This window comes from Stappia sp. ABD4_338, from assembly GCF_056312175.1.
Genome location: NZ_CM149982.1, coordinates 3429416 through 3450169, shown reverse-complemented (window position 1 = coordinate 3450169; position 20754 = coordinate 3429416). Strand labels below are relative to the sequence as shown.

Sequence of the window (20754 nt, the reverse complement as noted above, 5' to 3'; positions counted from 1 at the left end):
AGTAGGGGTATATTGTAAAAAATACCAATCATTGGTTGTGCCTGAAGGCAAACTCCGCCCCTGGCACCCTGCAGGTCTCCTGTTCACTCATGCGGCGTTGCCGCCAGCCCTTACGGGCAGGCGGCAACGATGTTGTAGGTGCCGTTGTTGCCCCCGACCGCAGGCGGGCTGAGCGTGTTGGTGCCGTTGAGCACACTTGCGATCGCCGGGCCCGTGGAACTGCCCACGGGCGTACCGACGAGGTTGAACGTGTGGCCGCTGTCCGACGTGACGTAAATGCCGCCGGCAAGGAAGCCACTGGAATTCGTGACCGTGTTGCCGGTGATGTCCGCGCACATGGAACCGGTGTTGCCGCTGCCGGCGTCGATCTCAATTCCGGCAACTGGGAAACCCGCTCCGGACGTGTGGTTGACCTGGTTGCCGGTGATCACTGCCGTGACATCCTGCGTTGCACCACCGGGCTGGAAGAACTTGATGCCTGAGTCGTTGTAGTCGTGGATGATGTTGTTGCTGACCACATAACTGGCCGTGCCACCGCCATCCGCGTCGAACTGCATGGCAAAACCGCCAAAACCACCGCTGCCGCCGGCACCGGATCCGGTGACACCGGAAGTGCCGATGGTGTTGTTCCGGACCTGCGAGGTCAGCGTTCCGCTGAAGAGGCTGCCTGTCTGGATCTCGATCGGGCTGACGCCATTGCCGGCGCTGTAGATCGCGCTCATGTCATTGTCGAGAATGTCGAGTGCGACCGTGCCGGACCCGGTGAATGCGGCGTTGACGCCACCACCGCCGCTGGTCGGGTTGCTGCCATGACGCTGGAAGGTGTTTCCGACACCCGTGCCGCCGATGTCGAGATCGAGGTCGGCGCTTTGGGAGGCGATGATCTGGATGTGATTGGCCAGGGCGCCCGCGAAGGTGTTGTTGGTGATCGTGCCGTTGATGGCTCCCCCCGACACGCTGATCTGCAGGGCGTCATTGCCGAAACCGGCGGTCGCGTCGTCACCGGCAAAGATCGTGGCGTCGGAAATCGCCAGCGTCAGCGTGCCGCCGTTGGTCTTGTCGATCTGGATGGTGTTGTCGGACGCGCCGCCGTAGGTGCCGCCCGAAATCGTCAGCGTGCCGCCGGCGTCGTACATATAGACGGTGCCCTGTCCGACGGACGAGCCGAAGGAGCCCTGCGTGTCGATATTGACAAGCTGCAGGTCGACCGCGGACTGGCCGCGGATGCCGTGATTGCCGCTGCCGTTGACCACCATGTTGGCGAAAATAACGTCGTTGACGTTCTGCAGCCAGATGGCGGTGTCGGTCGTCGCGGCGAGCGTGCCGCCCGAGCCGTCGGTGGAGCCGGTGCCGGTCACCGAGAACGTGCCGGACGTTCCGGTGTTGATCAACGAAATCGCGCGATCCGCGCCATTCGTCGAGACCGACTGCAGCGTGATGCCGCTGGCCCCGATGGTGGTGCTGCTCAGATCGACGCCCCGGCCGCCGCCTGTGGAACTGACGGTGTTGCCGGTTCCGGTGATTGAAAGGCTGCCGCCAAGGGCCGAGATGATACCGCGACCCGTCGTCGTGGAGACAACCAGGCCACCATTGGTGAAGCTGACCGAACTCGAGGCGTCATTGCCGTTCATGCGGATGGCATCGTTCGCGCCGCTGGTGATCGTCTTCGAGGTGCCCGAGAACGTCACGCTGGTGCCGCTGGCGAGATTGGCGAGGTCGAGGGCCGGACCGCCGGTGGCGGAGGAATTGTTGAGGTTCAGGGTCCCGTTGACGGCGACCGTGCCCGAAATCCCGTCGAGGCGGACGCCGCGTCCGGTGCTGGTCGGGGCCGAGACGTTGTTCAGCGTCAGGTTCACCGTGGTGTTGGTGATGTCGAGTGCCGCCGTACCATACGAGGTGACACTCACCGCCGAGACGGTGCCGATCGAAACCGTGCCGGCGTTGCTGGCGTAGATGCCCATCGTGTTGCGTGCCGCAAAAGCCGAGGCGGATTCCAGAGTGAAATTGCCGGTGTTGTTCTGCAGATAGATGCCGCCGCCGCTCTCGCCGGGGTCGTCGGTATCGATGGACACGCTGTCAAGCGTGATATTGGTGGCCGTGTTGCGGATGTCGATCGAGGCGACGCCGTCACCCATGGCGTTGTTGGAACTCACGCTGCCGCCGCCGATGGTGACCTGTCCGCCAAAGTTGGAGACGATGCCCTGGCCACCCGAGCCCGATGCGCGCTGGAACTCCGTGAAAACGAAACGCGCCATGTTGATGGTCGAGCTGGAATTGTTGCTCGTGAGCACAAGCCCGTCACCGCCGGCCGTATAGGAGGCATCGTTGCGGTTGGACGCCTCGATCTGCGCCTGGAAATCGGCACTGAAGGTGCTCGCCGCGTTGGCGATGCGGATGCCCGCAGCCTGGGCGTAATAGATGATGCTCGATGCCGTCGTCGTGAACGATCCCGAGTTGCCGTCGAGATTGAGGCCGTAGGTCATCGGGCCGGCCGCGTTGATATCTCCCAGCGTGATCTGGTTGAAGATGAAATCGGCGGAGGAGCTCAAGATGCTGATGCCGGTTCCGCTGACGCCCAGCGCCGAGGTGTTGTTGACCCGCAGCGTGCCGCTGCCGCCGACGGTGTCCAGATCGATGAAGTTTCCGGTGGCCGTGCCGCTGGCCGTCGCGTTGGCGAAGGTGATGCCCGCCGCGCCGACGTTGACGTTGGACAGGACCATCCCCTGACCGGTCGTCGTGTTGATCGAACGGGTGCCCGTCGCCGCGACGGAGAAGTTGACCGTGCCGCTGCCGGTGCGCCCGCCGGTGATGCCGGTGCCGGTGGATGTGTCGATGTCCAGCCCGCCGGTGAAGGCGATGTTGGTCGTGTCGCCCGTCGCCGCCGTGAACTCGAGGCCGCCGCCGGCAGATCCGGCATTGTTGATGGTCGTCGCGCCGAAGCTGAAATCACCGCTGGAATCGATGATCTGCACACCGGAGTCACTGGAGCCGGAGATATTGAGCGTGCTGATCGTCAGGGCGCTGTTGCCGCCGCCGCCGACCGCGTCGCCGCCATCCACCAGCACGCCGGAGCCGCTGGCGTTGGTCGAGGTCACTGTGCCGAAGGTCAGGTTCATCGTGAGCGGGTCGAGGAACAGCGCCGTGCCGTTGGTCGTGTCGACCGTGCCCGAGCCGCCGCCCGTCATGGTGAAGTCGGTATTCAGCCCGTTCGTCTTGGTATCGACCAGGAGGCCGGTGCCATTGTCGTTGTAGATGTTGAGCGTCGTGAAATCGATCGCGCCCGTGGTGTCGATGAAGGCGACGCCGTCGTCCGAGACGCGCGTTCCGGTCCCCTGGCCCACGTTCAGCGTGCCGGCCGAAACCGTCGCGCCGGCACCGTCGCTGTCGAAGTCCACCTTTTCGAAGCGGATGCCGCCACCCGTGCCGTTGCCGATCACGGTGTTGCCGGCGAAGGCGCGCACCTGCACGGAGTTCTGCACCGTCGAGACGTTCTGGCCCGTGATCGAGACTGTCGGCACGCCCGTCGCGGCACTCTCGAAGGTGGTGTTCGAGATCGAAAGCAGGACGTTGTTCGCTGTTCCGGCTCCGGTCTCGTCGACGTCCAGCGCCTGGCCGCTTGAACGGATGACGTTCGTGCCGGTCATGTTGAGCGTGAGCACGCCGCTGCCGGAGGAGTCGACGTCGATACCAGCCCCCGCGACATCGGTCGTGTCGCCGTTGCCGCCGGACCCCATGGTGATGTCCGTCAGGGTGACCGTGTTGGAAACCCCGTTCGAGTTCACGATATGGATGCCTGCACCGGCCACGTCATTGCCGGTGCCGGTGTTCGACGAACCGATGATCAGGCCGGAGAGCGAGGCATCCGCGTCCTGAAGCAGGATGGCTTCCGCATCGGTGTCATCGACCCGGTTGATGCCGGTCGAGGTGACCGAGAGGGATCCGCCGCCGCTGCCGTCGAAGCGGAGCCCGCCGTCCAGGTCGAGACCGGAGAACTCGACGTTGGTCGCCCCGCCCGTCGTCGCGATGTCGATCGATCGCGCGGAAGAACTGACGTCGATCTGGCTGGAGCGGATGCGGGCCGTCGCATTGGCCGCATAGGACGCGGAGATGCCGTCACCCGAACCGGTGTTGCGGATGGTGGTGTTCTGGATCGTCGAGGATCCGGCAAGCGCCACGGTGCCGCTCGCGGAACTGGAGGTCAGGATCGCGCGGACATCGTCGATAGTGCCACCGGACGCCGTCACTTGCGTGCTGGAGGTGATGCCGGTGAGCTTCAGGCTGGCCGGTGCGCCCGAGCCGCTGAGGCCGAGCGTGGCAAGGTCCACCGTCTCGCCGTTAACCATGGACACCAGAACCTGGCCGTCCGCGAGCGTGAAGGTTCCGTCGTCCTGCGCGACCACATCGATCACGTCGCGAATACTGTCGTCGTTGTTGTCGACGAGAATGATCGCGTCGGCGCCGGAGGCTTCCGCGCCCGCGATCGTGCCCGGGGTCAGGAAGGTGCCGTTGCCCGCGCCCGTGCTGCCGTTGCTGCCGACGACATAGTAGGACGGTCCGGCGAGGTTCGAGGTGTTGGTGGTGCCGAGCACCGTGCCGAAGGCCACATCCTCGAGGTCGTATTCGCCGGTCGAGCCCATGCCCGTCGTCACCACGGCGAAGCCGGTCGTGTCGATGGTGCTTTCCGTGCCCGGATTTGTCGCGTCGCCGTCACCGTACTGGAAGCGGACACCCGCGCCGATGTTGGCGTTGGTGAAGTCGATGCCGGTCTGGACGTTGAAGATCGCGCTCGAGTTGGTTGTGACCACGTCCTTCGTGTTGACATAACCGGTGAGGTCGATGGCCTTGGACCCGGCGCTTCCATTGCCGGTGATGTCGAGGGTCGCGAAGGTGATCTGCCCGTCGAAGGTGCCGCCCGACAGGTTGAGGCCGGTGCCCGCACCGAGGTTGACCACGTCCATGTTGCCGAAGGTCATGTTGCCGTTGGCATTGGTCGCGCGGAACGCGTTGCCCGAACCGCCGGCCATGTCGATGGTCGTGTCGCCGGCCGTGAGCGTGCCGGAGTTGCCGTTGAGCAGGAAGCCGTCGCCACCGGCAAGCGTCAGGTTGACCGTGCCGAGATCGACATTCGCGGCCACGCTGGTCATGGAGATCGCGGAACCGGTCGTGCCGCTGATCGTGGTGGTGCCGGTGACGGTGAAGTCGCCGCCCCCGAAGCCGTTCATGCCGAGGGCCACGGCCCCGACGGCACCTGTGTTGCTGAAGGAGGTCAGGGTGATGCCGCTGGCGGCAATGTCCGACCCGGCGAGGTTGAAGCCCTGGGCGTTCGTGACGTTGAGGCTGCCGGTCGTGATACCGAGCGAACCGCCATTCTGCATCAGGATGCCGAAGCTGCCGTTCGTATCGATGTCGAGGTCCGCGAAGCTGAACACGCCGTTCTGCCCGGCATTGTCGACCGCCAGGCCGGAACCGCCCATCGCGGTCGTGGTGCCGAGATCGACCGCGCCGGTGAAGGAGACGGAATAGTCTCCGGTCGCGCCGAAGGACGCGATGCCGCTGGCACCGTTGCCGTTGGCCGCCACCGTACCGGCGTGGGTCAGGCTGCCGCCGGCGATGTTCAGAAGGGTGATGGCGGCACCCGAGGTGATGTCGATCGAACTCGCGGCATCGAAGGTGTAGGCCGCGTCGCCGCCCTCGATGTAGAGCGCCTCGCCGTTGGTTCCGGAAATGTCGACATTCGTGCCGGTGAACGTGCCGCCGGCATTGAGGAACGAAAGCCCGGTGCCGCCTGTCACGGACGCGATCGAGACATTGCTCAGGCTGTTCGTGCCGGAGCTGCCGCTGAAGAAGATCGACCGCCCCGTGGCGCCCGTCGACGTGATGTTGGACAGCGAGGTGCCCGACGCGTTCCCGAGCGCGATGTCATTGGCATTGCCGGAGAACGACGAATTGGACACCTGGGTGCCCGTCGACGTGGTGATGTCGATGCCGGTTCCGGTGAAATTGCGGATGATCGAGCGATCGACGGTCAGCCCGGTGGAGGACGTGCCCGAGATGCCGGTGCCGACCGTTCCCCCGCCATCGAGAACCACGCCGGCAATGCGGTTGCCGGCGGAGCCGAGCCCCACCAGCGGATCCGTGGCCGTCGAGGTCACGACCGCGCCGCCGTTTCCGGTCGGGTCGGCGATGGTGATGCCGGAGGCCGAGAGCAGGATCGTCGGCGGTACCGTGAGGCTGACGGTGATGGCCTGGCTGCCGCCCGCGCCGTCGCCGAAGCTGAGGAGCTGCATCTGGTCGAGCAGGTTCAGCGTGTCGTTGCCGTTCGTTCCCGCGACATTGATGGTCGCGCCGTTGTTGATAAGCACGATGATGTCGCCGGCGCCCGCGGCAGCCTCGGCGGCGGCCAGCGTCATCGGGTTCGAGGCATCGCGGCCCGAGCCGTCGCCGCCACCCGTCGCGCCGTCGGAATCCACGAAGTAGATGGCACCCGTGCCGAAGCCGAGGCCGGGGCCGCTGGTGAAATTCACGTCCCGGAAGTCGTAGCTGCCGACGGTCGGCGCGGACGACGCGTCGATGGCGGTGTTGGCCGAGATCGTCGACCCCTGGTCCGTGCCGTCCTCGCCGTCGCCGAAGGTGAAGATCGCATTGGTCGAATTGTTGAGCCAGACACCCGTGTTGACGCCGGCAATGCTGCTGGACTCGCCCGTGGCCGAACTGTCGCCGAGGCGTACCGTGCTGCCGCCCGTCGTGCCGCGCAGATCGACGCCGATGGTGTTGGCGGACCCGTTGCCGGTCACGTCAAAGTCGTTGGCGGTGACGGCGGCGTTCAGTGTCGCGCCGTTCAGCTCGATGCCGGTCGTCTCTTCCGAATTGAGCGCGATGTCGAGATCGTTGAAGGAGATCGTCCCGTCGATCGTGCCGGAAATGTCGACACCGGCGCTGTGCGCCTCCCGGCCGGTGCCCGCGACAGCGGGGCCGGTGAACGGGTACAGGTCCGCACGGGGATTGACGATGGAGACCTGGTTGAAGGCGATCGCGCCGCTGGTGTCGGCGATGCGGATCGCGTCCTCCACCGTGTCGGTGATCGTGACGGTCCCCGTGGAGGTGAAGGTGCCGCTGTTGCCGGCCAGGTTGATGCCGACGGTCGCGCCGCCGGTCGTAAAGACGGTGCCCGCGGGCGGGGTGCCGCTCTGGGTGCCGATGGTGATGTCGCCAAACGTGAAATCGCCCGAGGAGTTGGAAATCGACAGCGCACCGGGAGTCGAGAGCCGCTGGTAGCCGGTCGCCCCGAAATCCTGTGACAGCTCTGCGTTGCTGATGTTGGTGGCACCGGTGACCGTGAAGTTTCCGGAATAGTTGTTGGCGATGAAGCCTCCGCTCCCGCCCACGCCTGTCGTCCTGGTCAGCGTCATGCTGGACAGGGAAATCGAGCCGTCGAACCCGCCGGTCGTGCTCTCGAGCTGCACCCTGCCCGCGTCGATGCTGCCGCCTGCGATATTGAGGGTCAGGCCGTTGTTGCCGTAGCTTGCGACCAGGCCGCCGTCAACGGTGTTGACCGTGTAGTCGCTGAAACTGACGCTGCCGCTGTTCCCGCCGAGGAAGAAGACGCCGTTGCGGGTGGCCAGGCCCGGCGTTCCCGACGCGAAGGTGCCGCCGTTGACGGTCTGGATGCCGGCTGCGCCGAGATCCGCATCGAAGGTGACCCCCTCGAAGGAGACACCGTTGTTGAAGAAGTCCGGATCGAAGGATGTCGCACTGCCCAGAAGCGTGTTGTTCGCGAAATTGGTGACGGTCACCAGCTGGTTGTAGGCGGTTACGCGGACGGCTGAATCCTCGGTCGCGAATGTGGAGTTGGACACGGAGACGACGGCGCTGTCATCTCCATAGGTCGCCACCACGATGCCATGTTCGCTGGGCCCGACGCTTCCGAAGGACGCGTCGTGGGTGATCGTCAGCCCGTCCACGGCAAGCTCGAACGCGCGTGTCGCTGCCCCGTCGCTCTGGACGAGCTGGAAACTGTTGAAGCTGCTGCCGGAGGCAACCGTCGCCAGTGTGCCGCCGTTGACGGCGAGCGATCCGTCGAGATCGCGAAGGGCCACCGAGCCCATGTTCGAATTGCTGGTGTCGATCGAGTCGAACGTCGCCTGCACGTTGAGGCCGGTGAGCGACAGCGCCATGGCACCGGTCGTCGTGATCGTCTCGCTGGCGAAGTTGCTGACCCTGAGCGTGCCGCCGCCGGTTCCCACGAGGCCCGTCTGGCCGGAAGTCGTGATCTGCAGGCCGCCGTCGAAGGCAAGGGTGGACGTGGTGCCGTTGTTGTCGAAGGAAACGCCCGCGCCGCCGCCGAGCGCCGTGGTCTGGCCGAGGGACACCAGCCCGCCGAAGGTGACGTCGCTCTGGCCCGTCGCGCCGCTCACCGAGATGCCGCTGGAGCCGGCGCCGTTCGCGGTGACCGTGCCGAAGTGACTGAAGCTGCCGCCGACGCGGCTCGCGATGGAGACCGCCGTTCCGCCGCTCGACGTGATCGAGCTGGACGCGTTGAAGGAGATCGCGGCGTCGCCGCCCGTGACCGCGAGCGTGTCGGACCCGGTGATGTCGACATTGTTGCCGGTTACCGTGCCGCTCGTGTTGGTGAGCGACACGCCCGTTCCGGTCGCGTCCACCGACACGTTGGTCAGCACGACGGAGCCGGAGGTGCCGTTGAGATCGATGCCGTTCTGTGCGGTGGTGCCGCCGGATCCGATCGTCACGCCCTCGATGGTCACGCCCGCGATGCCGGATCCCGAGATCGCCGTGCCGGCGGCGCTGCCGATCGTGATGTTGCGGACCGCGTTGCCGTTGGCGAGGCCGATGGTGCTGACCGCGCCGGACGAATTGGTCAGCGTCGCCGCGCCGTTGCCGGTCGGATCGGTGATGGTCACCGCGCCCGACGGCAGGTTCGAGCCGGTGATGTTGGCGGCGATCACGTAGCCGGCGGAGGAGAAGGTGCGCCCGTCGCCGAAGGTGTTGATCGTCTGGCCGTTGGCGAGCTGGAACGTCAGGCCCGACGTGTCGATGGCCGATCCGTCGTTGACCAGGATGAAGTTGACGGTGCCCAGGCCCGCGGCCGCCGCGATCGCGGTGGAGATGGAGGCGCGGTTGGTGGAGGACGATCCGTCGCCGGTTCCCGTCGCGGTGGCCGAGATGAAATAGTTCGGCACGCCGGACATGGTGAAGTTGAACGGCGCGGAAAAACTCGTGGTGCCGAGTGCGTAGCTGCCGTTGGCGGCATTCACGCCGACGCCGTCGAGGCCGTAGATCGTGCCGCCGATGGTGCCGCCGCCCCAGTTGAACACGGCATCCGGCGCGGCCGCCGCGGCTCCGTTGGTGCCCAGGACAAGGCCGGTGCCCACGTTGGAGATGTTGCCGCCGTCGATGATGTTGATCACGCGGCCGTTCTGGGTGCCGGAAATGTCGACGCCGCGGCTGGCCGTCACGCCCGTTCCGGTGATGTCCAGGCTCTGCATGAGCACGGAGGCATCCGCGCCGGCCATGTTGAGGCCCGCGCCGCCGCCCACGCCCGTGATATCCACGTCGCCGAAGGTGAGATCGGCGTTGGAGGTGCCGCTGAGGTCGATGCCGTCGCTCGACGCGCCCGCGCCCAGCCCGTTGATCTGGGTCGTGCCGGAGAACGCGAAGGTGCCGCCGCCGCTGATGACGATGGCGTCGTCGCCGGTGTTGGTGGCGGAGTAGTCGTTGACGTTGATCGCGCCGGAATTGTTGGTGAACGTCAGCGCGTCGCCGGAGACGTTGCTCACCGAAATGTTGTTGAGGGTCGTCGTGCCGGTGTTGTTGGCGATGACGATGCCGTTGGTGCCGCCGTCGATGGTGATGTCCGACAGGACGGCACCCTGGTTGTTCAGCAGGATCGACGTGCCGGTGATGTTCGAGAACGACAGGTTCGACATCGACGTGTTCGACGCGCCGATGATGCTGATGCCGTTCGTCGCATCCGTGATCGTCAGGTTGGTGAAGGTCGCGCCGTCGACGTTGTTGCCGTCGAGCACGGTGGTGCCGCCGCGAAGCGTCAGACCCGTGACCAGCGTGTTGTCGGCCAGCGTCACCGTGGTCACGCCCGGGTCGCCGTCAATGGTGCCGGCGGTGCCCGAGAGCAGGAAGTTGGTCGTCGAGCCGTCCGAAAGCTGCACGCCGATGGTGGAACCGCCGCCGGCCAGGACCTGGCCGTTCTGCAGCGTCACGCCGGCCGTCGTCACGTCGCCGTTGGCGCCAAGCACCACGACGATGCCGTTGGCGCCCGCACTGGTGATGGCGTTGGACAGGCTGGTCGGATCGGCGAAGGAGCCCGTGCCGCCGCCGCCCTGGGTCGCGTAATAGATGTCGCCGTAGGTCGCGCCGGTGTTCGGGTTCACGACCGGGATCGAGGCGATTGACGTCGAGCTCTGGCGGCTGCCCGCGCGGATGCCCTTGTCGCGCCGCACGCCCTCGTCCATGCGGTCGAGCAGCCGGCTCTCGTCGCGCGCGCCATGCGTCGTGGGCGCCTGGCTGCCGGCGAAGAGCGGAATCCTGAGCCGCGCCGAGGCGACGGCGTCGAGCTTGTCGGACTTGTCGTAGACGAGTTCCGCGCCGAGCGTGAAACGCGAACCGGTGAGGCTCAGCACATCGTCGATGCGGTACTCGAGGCCGAGGCGCCCGCCGGCCTCGGTGTCAAAGCCGTCGCGGTCGTAGAAATAACCGCCCGCATAGGCACGCAGGCGCTGGTTGTCGCCGAAGGGGGAATCGAACAGCGCGCCGATTTCGCCGGTCAGTCCGTACAGCAGGGCGGTGGCGTCGTCCTGGCGGACGCGGGTCTCGACAAGCTGGTTGTTGGTGACCGTGACGCCCGTGCTGCGCACCTGGGAGCCGGTGCCGGCGGTGCCGCTGAGGGGAACATGGGCGTTGATGCGCAGGTCGAAGTTCGATGTGAAGGCCTCGAGGCCGAGGGTGGCGCCGAGCAGGACCTTGCGGTTGTCCGTGCGCACCACGTCGACAAAGGCATTGGCGCCGAGGATGAGGTCCGCGCCCACGACCTGGCGCAGGCCGAGACCGAAGGAGGAGGAGCCTTTCGCGTTCTCGCCGTAATCGAGGCGCATGTCGAGGAAGACGAGGCTGTCACCATCCTGCCCGATCGGCATGAAGCCTTCGAGGAAGGCGCTCGATTCGGATCCCGCCTGGGCGCCGATTTCACCCCAGGCGCCCCACTGCGGGGCTGCGTCCTGCGCGACCGCGGAAGCGGAGGTGCCGGCGAGGAGTGCTGCCGCGCATGAGGACGACAGCAACTCGCGACCCGCTCCCGACAGGAAGCGACGATGGGGACCGACGTACGAAATGACACCCTCCCAGGTGTTGGAAACTCTTAACGGAAACGCGCCGCGCCCCACGCAACACGGAACGCAACCAGCGGTAAGGTTTCCGATACGTCAGGAGATTGCAACGCCGCTTGAGCCGATTCAGGCGAGAAGGCACAGAATTCAGCGGCTTGTTGCCGGTGTGCTACACCGTTTTCGTGATATGGATCATTCACAAATACTATTATCGGTAGAATGAATATAGTTATATTTCGTGGCGGAATGAGACGCCAGACCCGGCCAGCGCACCGTTCCGCTGGGTGAAAAGATTAACGCGGACGGCTCTGGACGGCGGACGCGAGGCCGGGTTTGATGCGGCGGAATGTAGCGTCGCGGGAACCGCCTGCCGCTCGCGACAAGGCCCGTGCGGAAGGCGGGAATTTCCGGATAAGGAAGGAAAGCATGAGCGTACTGGTGCCCGAGCCGCTGACGGCGGACGCCTTCGCGCCTTTCGGTCAGGTGATCGAGGCGACCCATGCCGTGAGCCATCTCATAAACGGGGGGCGCACGCGGCGCTATCACGCGCTGGCGACGGCGGAGCCCGGTGAGGGTGGTGAGGCGATCCTGTCGATCTTTCGCGGCACGCCCTGGCCATCGCCGGTACGGATCAGGATGCTCGAGCGTCATCCGCTCGGCTCGCAGGCCTTCGCGCCCATGGAGCGCCATCCGTGGCTCGTGGTCGTCGCCGAACGGCCCGAACCCTCCGCGTGCCGGTGTTTCCTGGCGCGCGGCGACCAGGGCGTGCAGATCGCCCGTGGCGTCTGGCATCACCCGCTCCTGGTGCTCCAGCCGACCCAGGATTTCCTGGTCGTGGACCGCCGGGGCGAGGGCAACAACCTGGAAGAGGTGTTCTTCTCCGAGGACGCGACACCGACGCTGGCGCCCGTTTGAGGCGGCTGCGCCGGGATCTCAGACCACGTTGCGCTCGCGGTAGGTTTGCAGGAAGGCGCGCACGCGCGCGTCGTCCGGTTCGCTGGAGAAGATCTCCTGCGGCGGACACAGCGTCACGAGCCGGCCCTTGTCGAGGAAGGCAACCCGGTCGGCGACATGGGCGGCGAAGCCCATCTCGTGGGTGACGACGACCATCGTCATGCCTTCGGCGGCCATCTCCTTCATCACCGTCAGCACCTCGCCGACGAGCTCGGGATCGAGGGCCGAGGTCGGCTCGTCGAAGAGCATCACGCTCGGCTCCATGGCGATGGCGCGGGCGATCGCGACGCGCTGCTGCTGGCCGCCTGAGAGGTTGGCCGGGTGACTGTCGGCCTTTTCCGCCAGATGCACCTTGGACAGTGCCGCGCGGGCGGCCTCGTGGGCGCGCGCCTTCGGCATCCGTTTCACCTGCATCAGCGCCTCGGCGACGTTCTCCAGCGCGGTGAGATGGGGCCACAGGTTGAACTGCTGGAACACCATGCCGATGTGCTGGCGCTGGCGGCGAAGCTGTCCCGCCGGCACGGTCCGGCGCGACCCGGTGCCCGCCCCCTCCTGCCAGCCGATCAGTTCGCCCTCCAGGCGCACCTCGCCCTGGTCGTAGGCCTCCAGGAAGTTCAGGCAGCGCAGAAGCGTCGACTTGCCCGAGCCCGAGGGACCGATGAGACACAGAACCTCCGAGCGGTTGACGTCGAGCGTGATGTCCTGGAGGGCCTTGAAGTCCTTGAACGACTTGCCCATTCCCCGGACGGTGATCATCGGTGCCGTCTGGCCGGCGGGTGTTTCTTGACGCATGGGCATCCCCGTTTGCGATCGATCTCAGGCGCGCTTCAGGTGGCGCGTGACGCGGGCCTCGACGCGCCCGCCGAGCCAGCTCGTGGCGATCACCATGAGCCAGTAGAACAGCGACAGCACCAGGAACGGCTCCACATAGGTGAAGGTCTCCGAGGCCATGGTCTGGGTTTCGTAGAGCAGCTCCGGCACGGTGACGACGGACAGGATCGCCGTCTCCTTGCTGAGGATGATGATGAAGTTGGTCAGCGGCGCGGTGATCGGCACCAGCATCTGCGGCAGGATGATGCGCCGCATGATCCGCGTCTCCGACAGTCCGACGCAGCGCGCCGCCTCGATCTGCCCCTTGGGAATGGCGTTGAAGCCGGAACGGAAGATCTCCGCGAAATAGGGGCTGCCGTAGACAATGAAGCTGAGAATGCCGGCCTGCACCGGGGTCAGCACCAGCCCGAGGTAGGGACCGCCGTAGTAGAGGATGAAGAGCTGGATCATGAAGGGCGTGCCCCGGATCAGCTCCACATAGAAGTCGATGAGCCAGCGCAGCGGGGCAAGCGGGGCCCAGCGATAGAGGCAGGCGACGAGAAAGCCGAGCACAAGCCCACCGGCCGTGCCGACGATCCAGCACAGGATGGTTACACCGAAGCCCGACAGAAGGGCGGGGCCGTAGCGGACGAAGAGGTCGAGTTCCATTTCGCCGTCTCCTAACCGATCTGCAGCCGGCGCTCGGCCAGGCGGCCGAGGCGTGACAGGGTGAAGTTGATGACGAAATAGATGGCGGCCGCGGTCACATAGATCTCCAGCGGCCGGTAGGTCTCTCCGGTGATGTTTTGCGCCACGCGGGTCAGTTCGGCGATGCCGACGACGGAGGCGAGCGAGGACACCTTGACCAGCAGGATCAATTCGTTGACCAGGGAGGGCAGGCCGATGCGGATCGCCTGGGGCACCAGGATGCGCCGCCAGAGCGCCAGCGGCGGAATGCCGAGCGCCTCCGCGGCTTCCGACTGGCCGCGCGGGATCGCCTGCAGTGCGCCGCGCAGGATTTCCGCCGTATAGGCGGCGGAGCACATGCCGGTGGCGGCGATGGCCGCGCCGATCGCCGGCAGGTCGATGCCGATATGGGGCAGCATGTAGAAGAACATCAGCAACTGCACGAGCAGCGGGACGCCCCGGAAGAAGCTGATGTAGAGCGCGGCGAGCCGCGACAGGACGAGAGAGTGCGACAGGCGGGCCGCGCAGATCAGGACACCGAGCACGATCGCGATCGCCATGCCGGAGACCGAGATCACAAGGGTCCATCGCGCGGCTGCCAGAAGGTAAGGCAGGTTGTGCGCGATGACGTCGAAGGAAAAATCCACCGGCTATCGCTCCCCTTGGGCGATGTGAACGGACGTCGTGAACGCCGGGCGGTTCGCGGGCCTGGGCGGCCGGTGCCGGGCGTCCTGAAGCGGCCGGCGGAGACATGCCCCGCCGGCCGTGCGGCGCTTACTTGACCGCGGGCATCTCGGTCGGCAGCTCCGGCGCGGTGCCGAGCCACTTCTCGTTGATCGCCTTGATGCGGCCGTCCTCGTGCATCTTCAGCAGGGCGGCATTGATCGCCTCGACGAGCGAGGCGGTCTCGTCGCCCGGACGCGCGACCCAGCCGAAGTACTTCGGATCGCCGAAGGGCGGGGTGACCAGCTCGAACAGGCCGGGACGCTGCACGGCGGCATAGCCCATCAGCGGCATGGAGTTGGCGACGCCCTGGATGCGGCCGGCGGCCAGGTCGGCCAGGGCCTCGTCGATGTTCACGTACTCACGCACGTCCGCCGGGGTGTCGAGCTTGGCGGAGAAGGCCTTGAGCTGCTCGAGCTGGGCGGAGCCCTTCTGCGAGCCGACGGCCTTGCCGGCGATGTCTTCCGGCTTGGTGATGCTGTCGTCGCCGGCTTTCTTGGCCAGCGCTACCGTGGCGTTGCCGATCGGCAGGGTGAAGCTGTAGCGGCTCATGCGCTCGGCGGTGATGGTCACCGGCGCGTTGACGATGTCGAACTTGCCCGCCTCGAGGCCCGGCAGGATCGACTGCCACGGCAGGTCGAGGAACTCCACCTCGACGCCAAGCTCCTTGGCGACTTCCGTGAAGAGGTCGTGGCAGATGCCCTGGTACTTGCCGTCCTTGAGGATGTCGAAGGGCGCGTAGTGCATTTCGGTGGCGGCGACGATCTTGCCCTTGGCCTTGATGTCGGCGAGCAGATCCGCCTGTGCGGCGCCGGAAAGGCCGAAGCTGAGGCCGAGCGCGGCCACCACGCCGAGGATGGTCGATTTCATCACGTTCTGTCTCCTGGTCTCTGGAAGAAGGAAGCTTCAAGCTCTCTTATTGTTTTTGATGGCGTCAGCCAAGAATGGCCGGAAGATTCAGGTCATGCTCGCGTGCGCAATCGAGCGCGATGTCATAGCCGGCATCCGCATGGCGCATCACGCCGGTCGCGGGGTCGTTCCACAACACGCGCTCCAGCCTGCGGTCGGCGTCCTCGCTGCCGTCGCAGCAGATCACCATGCCCGAGTGCTGGGAAAAGCCCATGCCGACGCCGCCGCCATGATGCAGGCTGACCCAGGTCGCACCGCTCGCGCAGTTGAGCAGCGCGTTCAGCAGCGGCCAGTCGGACACGGCGTCCGATCCGTCCTTCATCGCCTCCGTCTCGCGGTTGGGCGAGGCGACGGAGCCCGAATCGAGGTGGTCGCGACCGATGACGATCGGCGCCTTGAGTTCGCCGTTGCGCACCATCTCGTTGAACGCGAGGCCGAGGCGGTGGCGATCGCCGAGCCCGACCCAGCAGATGCGCGCCGGCAGCCCCTGGAAGGAGATGCGTTCCCGCGCCATGTCGAGCCACTGGTGAAGGTGCGTGTTGTCGGGCAGGAGCTCCTTCACCTTCTGGTCGGTCTTGTAGATGTCCTCCGGATCGCCGGAGAGCGCCGCCCAGCGGAACGGGCCGACGCCCCGGCAGAACAGCGGGCGGATGTAGGCCGGCACGAAGCCCGGGAAGGCGAAGGCGTTCTCAAGGCCTTCCTCGAGCGCCACCTGGCGGATGTTGTTGCCGTAGTCGAGGGTGGGAACGCCGGCGTTCCAGAAGTCGACCATGGCCGCCACATGCTCGCGCATGGAGGCACGCGCCGCCGTCTCGACCGCTTCCGGATCGCTTTCCTGCATGGCGCGCCACGCGCCGACGCTCCAGCCCTTCGGCAGGTAGCCGTGCACCGGATCATGCGCGGAGGTCTGGTCGGTGACGATGTCCGGGCGCGGGCCGCCGGCCTTCATGCGTGCGACCAGCTCGGGGAAGATCTCGGCGGCGTTGCCGATCAGCGCCACGGACTTGGCCTCGCCCGCTTTCGTCCAGCGCTCGATCATCCCGAGCGCCTCGTCGAGCGTGTGCGCCTTCTCGTCGACGTAGCGGGTGCGGATGCGGAAATCGGCGCGGGTCTCGTCGCATTCGACCGCCAGGCAGCAGGCGCCGGCCATCACGGCCGCGAGCGGCTGGGCGCCGCCCATGCCACCGAGACCGGCGGTCAGGATCCACTTGCCCTTGAGGTTGCCCTCGTAGTGCTGGCGTCCGGCCTCGACGAAGGTCTCGTAGGTGCCCTGCACGATGCCCTGGCTGCCGATGTAGATCCACGAGCCGGCGGTCATCTGGCCGTACATCATCAGCCCGGCCTTATCGAGCTTGTTGAAATGCTCCCAGGTCGCCCAGTGCGGCACAAGGTTCGAGTTGGCGATGAGCACGCGCGGCGCGTCCTTGTGGGTGCGGAACACGCCGACCGGCTTGCCCGACTGCACCAGCAGGGTCTCGTCCTCGTTCAGCTCGCGAAGGCTCGCGACGATCCGGTCGAAATCCTCCCAGGTGCGCGCGGCGCGTCCGATGCCGCCGTAGACGACGAGCCCGTGCGGGTTCTCCGCGACGTCCGGATGCAGGTTGTTCATGAGCATCCGCATCGGCGCTTCCGTGAGCCAGGACTTCGCCGTGATCTCGGTGCCGGTCGCCGGATAGACGTCGCGGGTGTTGTGGCGCGGGTTGGTCATTGTGTCCTCCGGATCAAAGCTTGCCGTCGAGCGCGAGGCGCTCGAGACGGGGCAGGATGTCTGCAAGATGGGGGCGAAGCCGGGCGGCCTTCGCCTCGTCGTAGGCAAAGGGCGCGCTCTCGGCTGCCAGATGGGTCGACTGGGCGAGTTCCATCTGGATGGCGTGGACATTGTCCGAAGGCCGGCCGTAGTGACGGGTCGTCCAGCCGCCCTTGAAGCGGCCGTTGAGAACGCTGGTGTAGCCGTCCGCCGCGGCACAGGTCTCCGCCACGGCCTGTTCGATCAGCGGATGGCAGGTGGTGCCGTTGTTCGTGCCGATGTTGAAGTCGGGAAGCGTGCCGTCGAACAGGAACGGGATGTGCGAGCGGATCGAGTGGCAATCATAGAGGATGGCGACGCCGTGGATCGCCTTCACCCGTTCGATCTCTGCGGCGAGGGCCGCGTGGTAGGGGGCATGGAACGCCTCCCGGCGCGCGGCAACGTCGGCGTCGTCCGGGCTCTCGCGGTCCTTCCAGATCGGATCGCCGTCGAAATCGGTCACGGGCACCAGGCCGGTCGTGTTCTGCCCCGGATAGAGGCTCGCACCGTCCGGGCCGCGATTGGCGTCGATGCAATAGCGGTGGAACGTGGCGCGGACGGTGGTCGCATCCGCGAGCAGCCCGTCATAGAGCGTGTGGACATGCCAGTCGGTGTCGGCGAGCTCCAGACCACGGTCGTTCAGTCTTGCGCGGATGTCGGCGGGAACCTCGGTGCCGGTGTGCGGCAGGCCGAGGATGACGGGGCTCGACCCCTGGCGGATCTCGACGGGCGTCATGCGATCTCTCCGACAACCAGAAGCGGCGCGGTGCTGGTCGCGGCGACGAGCGCGCGCGTCGAGACAAGGCGGGCTGCCGCCTCGATGTCACCCGCCATGTAGCGGTCGGCGGTCAGCGGGGCGACATGCTCGCGCAGCTTCGCAACGGCCGCCTGCAGCGGCCGGCTTGTCGCGAGCGGCGCGCGGTGTTCGACACCTTCCGCCGCGCACAGCAGCTCGACGCCGAGGATCACGGCGAGATTGTCGTTCATGTGCGCAAGCCGCCGCGCCCCGTGGGCGGCCATGGAGACATGGTCCTCCTGGTTGGCGCTGGTCGGCGTGGAATCGATCGAGCAGGGGTGGGCGAGATGCTTGTTCTCGCTCATGAGGGCCGCCGTCGTCACCTCGGCGATCATCATGCCGGAATTGAGGCCCGGATCGCGGGCAAGGAAGGGCGGCAGGTCGAAGGAGAGCGTCGGGTCGACCATCAGCGCCACGCGGCGCTGGGCGATGGCGCCGAGCTCGGCGATGGCGAGCGCGATCTGGTCGGCGGCGAAGGCCACCGGCTCGGCGTGGAAATTGCCGCCCGAGACGATGCGGCCCTCGTCGATCAGCACCAGCGGGTTGTCGGTCGCCGCGTTCGCCTCGATCTCCAGCGTGCGGCCGGCCATGCGCAGCAGGTCGACGCAGGCGCCGGCCACCTGCGGCTGGCAGCGGATGCAGTAGGGGTCCTGCACGCGGCTGTCGCCGGTGCGGTGGCTTTCGCGGATCTGCGACCCGGTCATGAGGTCGCGCATGGCGGCGGCGACCTCGATCTGGCCGCGATGGCCGCGAAGCGCGTGGATCTCCGGCAGAAGCGGCGCCGTGGAGCCCATGATCGCGTCGGTCGAAAGGCTCGAGGTGACGAGCGTCGCTTCCGCCAGGCGCCAGGTGGAGAACAGTCCGGCGAGCGCGCAGGCGGTGGAGAACTGGGTGCCGTTGATGAGGCCGAGCCCTTCCTTTGGGCCGAGAACGACCGGAGCGAGGCCCGCCTTGGCAAGGGCTGCTCCGCCGGCCATGCGCGTGCCCTCGAACTCCGCCTCGCCCTCGCCAATGAGCACGGCGGTCATGTGGGCGAGCGGGGCGAGGTCGCCGGAGGCGCCGACCGAGCCTTGCGAGGGCACGACCGGCGTGACGCCGCGCGCAAGGCAGCCCTCGATCAGCTCCATCACCTCGAAACGGACGCCGGAGGCGCCGCGCCCGAGCGACAGGAGCTTCAGAACCATCATCAGCTGGGTCGTGGCGGTGTCGAGCGGCTCGCCGACGCCGCAGCAATGGGAGAGGATGAGGTTGCGCTGAAGCGTGGCCGTGTCGGCGCTCGCGATCTTGACGCTGGCGAGCTTGCCGAAGCCGGTGTTGACGCCGTAGACGGCCTCCTCGCCGCTTGCGGCCTCCGCCACCCGCTCGCTTGCCAGGTCGATGGCGGGCTTGGCCGCCCGATCAAGCGTGACGGCAAGGTTCTCGCGGTGGATCGTCTCGAGGTCGTCCAGCGTCACGGCGCCGGGGGTGAGAACGCGGGGCGTCGTCATTTGGCGTCTCCGAAAATGCGCTCGTGCAGCGGATTGAAGCCGATGCGGTAGGTGAGTTCGGCCGGCTCCGCGACGTCCCAGACGGCGAGATCGGCGATCCTGCCAGGCTCCAGCGTGCCGAGGTCGGCGCCAAGGCCGAGCGCGCGGGCCGCCTCGCGCGTGACGCCGGCAAGGCATTCCTCCGGCGTCATGCGGAAGAGTGTCGCGCCCATGTTCATGGTCATGAGCAGCGAGGTGAGCGGCGAGGTGCCGGGATTGCAGTCGGTCGCGAGCGCGATCGCAACGCCCGCCGCGCGCAGGGCGTCGACGGGGGGAAGTTGCGTCTCGCGCAGGGTGTAGAAGGCGCCCGGCAGCAGGACCGCCACGGTGCTGGCGGCCTTCATGGCGGCGATGCCGTCCGCGGAAAGATATTCGAGGTGATCGGCGGAAAGCGCACCATAGTCTGCCGCGAGCTTCGCGCCGCCGAGGTCGGACAACTGCTCGGCGTGCAGTTTCACCGGGATCCCCAGCGCGCGGGCCTTGTCGAACACCCGCGTCATCTGCTCCGGCGAAAAGGCGATGCCCTCGCAGAAGCCGTCGACCGCGTCCACGAGGCCCTGCGCATGGGCCGCCTCGAGACCCGGGATCACCACCTCGTCCACATAGGCGTCGGCGCGGTCCCTGTATTCGGCCGGTACGGCATGCGCGCCAAGGTAGCTGGTGACGACGCGCACCTGGCGCTCGCCCGCCAACCGGCGCGCGGCGGCCAGCATCTTGATCTCGTCCGCGATGGTCAGTCCGTAGCCGGACTTGATCTCGAGCGTCGTGACGCCCTCGCCGATCAGCGTGTCGAGACGGGGCAGGGCGGAGGCGACCAGGTCGTCCTCGCTCGCGGCCCGGGTCGCCGTGACCGTGGACACGATGCCGCCACCGGCCCGGGCGATTTCCTCGTAGCTCGCACCTTCCAGGCGCATTTCGAACTCGCGCGCCCGGTTGCCACCGTGCACGACGTGGGTGTGGCAGTCGATGAGGCCCGGCGTGACCAGCCGTCCGCCAACGTCGCGGCTCGGCAGGCCGGAAAACCGCGCAGGCAGGTCGGCGGCCGTTCCGCACCAGGCGATGCGTCCGTCGGCGCCGATGACCAGCGCCGCATCCTCGATCAGCCCGTAGGCCGGACCGCCGGCCCGCATGGTGGCAAGGCGAGCCCCGGTCAGGAGCTTTGCGGAACCGTCCGCGCTCGTGTTCATTGCCTGTCCCCGTCCCTTG

The 20754-nt window shown here is 66.9% G+C and carries 10 protein-coding genes; 1 reads left to right on the top strand and 9 read right to left on the bottom strand.

What is annotated here, in order from left to right:
- Positions 1 to 110 precede the first annotated feature (110 nt).
- Positions 111 to 11312 (bottom strand): right-handed parallel beta-helix repeat-containing protein, encoded by an 11202-nt coding sequence (locus ACYX4S_RS15460; protein ID WP_476360852.1) that lies wholly within the window; start codon positions 11310 to 11312, stop codon positions 111 to 113.
- A gap of 471 nt (positions 11313 to 11783) precedes the next feature.
- Between ACYX4S_RS15460 and ACYX4S_RS15455 the strand changes: the two genes are divergently transcribed.
- Positions 11784 to 12272: an ureidoglycolate lyase gene (locus ACYX4S_RS15455; RefSeq protein WP_476360851.1), complete on the top strand. Its 489-nt coding sequence runs from the start codon at positions 11784 to 11786 to the stop codon at positions 12270 to 12272.
- Positions 12273 to 12290: 18 nt separating this feature from the next.
- On the opposite strand, the gene ACYX4S_RS15450 is transcribed toward ACYX4S_RS15455, so the two are convergent.
- From ACYX4S_RS15450 to hutI, 8 genes are all read right to left on the bottom strand, one after another.
- Positions 12291 to 13103, bottom strand: coding sequence for an amino acid ABC transporter ATP-binding protein (locus ACYX4S_RS15450; RefSeq protein WP_476360850.1), 813 nt, complete (start codon positions 13101 to 13103; stop codon positions 12291 to 12293).
- Positions 13104 to 13127: 24 nt separating this feature from the next.
- Entirely contained in the window at positions 13128 to 13790 is a 663-nt protein-coding gene (locus ACYX4S_RS15445) for an amino acid ABC transporter permease (protein ID WP_422067755.1), read from the bottom strand.
- 11 nt (positions 13791 to 13801) lie between these two features.
- A complete protein-coding gene (locus ACYX4S_RS15440) occupies positions 13802 to 14455 on the bottom strand; it encodes an amino acid ABC transporter permease (RefSeq protein WP_422067756.1) in 654 nt (217 codons plus the stop codon).
- Between the two features lie 127 nt (positions 14456 to 14582).
- A complete protein-coding gene (locus ACYX4S_RS15435) occupies positions 14583 to 15401 on the bottom strand; it encodes a transporter substrate-binding domain-containing protein (protein ID WP_422067757.1) in 819 nt (272 codons plus the stop codon).
- A 64-nt stretch (positions 15402 to 15465) separates the two neighbouring features.
- On the bottom strand, positions 15466 to 17148 hold the full coding sequence (gene hutU / locus ACYX4S_RS15430) for a urocanate hydratase (RefSeq protein ID WP_476360849.1): 1683 nt from the start codon (positions 17146 to 17148) through the stop codon (positions 15466 to 15468).
- 13 nt (positions 17149 to 17161) lie between these two features.
- A complete protein-coding gene (hutG, locus tag ACYX4S_RS15425) occupies positions 17162 to 17962 on the bottom strand; it encodes an N-formylglutamate deformylase (RefSeq protein ID WP_476360848.1) in 801 nt (266 codons plus the stop codon).
- Entirely contained in the window at positions 17959 to 19509 is a 1551-nt protein-coding gene (gene hutH, locus ACYX4S_RS15420; protein ID WP_476360847.1) for a histidine ammonia-lyase, read from the bottom strand. The genes hutG and hutH overlap by 4 nt, the downstream gene beginning before the upstream one ends.
- Positions 19506 to 20735: an imidazolonepropionase gene (gene hutI / locus ACYX4S_RS15415; protein ID WP_476360846.1), complete on the bottom strand. Its 1230-nt coding sequence runs from the start codon at positions 20733 to 20735 to the stop codon at positions 19506 to 19508. Before hutI ends, hutH begins: the two co-directional genes overlap by 4 nt.
- Between the last annotated feature and the right edge of the window lie 19 nt (positions 20736 to 20754).

Bases quoted from the DNA above. Each gene is read 5' to 3' on its own strand.
- hutU (WP_476360849.1), bottom strand. From the start codon at position 17,148: ATGACCAACCCGCGCCACAACACCCGCGACGTCTATCCGGCGACCGGC.
- ACYX4S_RS15445 (WP_422067755.1), bottom strand. From the start codon at position 13,790: ATGGAACTCGACCTCTTCGTCCGCTACGGCCCCGCCCTTCTGTCGGGC.
- ACYX4S_RS15450 (WP_476360850.1), bottom strand. From the start codon at position 13,103: ATGCGTCAAGAAACACCCGCCGGCCAGACGGCACCGATGATCACCGTC.
- hutH (WP_476360847.1), bottom strand. From the start codon at position 19,509: ATGACGACGCCCCGCGTTCTCACCCCCGGCGCCGTGACGCTGGACGAC.
- ACYX4S_RS15435 (WP_422067757.1), bottom strand. From the start codon at position 15,401: ATGAAATCGACCATCCTCGGCGTGGTGGCCGCGCTCGGCCTCAGCTTC.
- hutG (WP_476360848.1), bottom strand. From the start codon at position 17,962: ATGACGCCCGTCGAGATCCGCCAGGGGTCGAGCCCCGTCATCCTCGGC.
- ACYX4S_RS15455 (WP_476360851.1), top strand. From the start codon at position 11,784: ATGAGCGTACTGGTGCCCGAGCCGCTGACGGCGGACGCCTTCGCGCCT.
- hutI (WP_476360846.1), bottom strand. From the start codon at position 20,735: ATGAACACGAGCGCGGACGGTTCCGCAAAGCTCCTGACCGGGGCTCGC.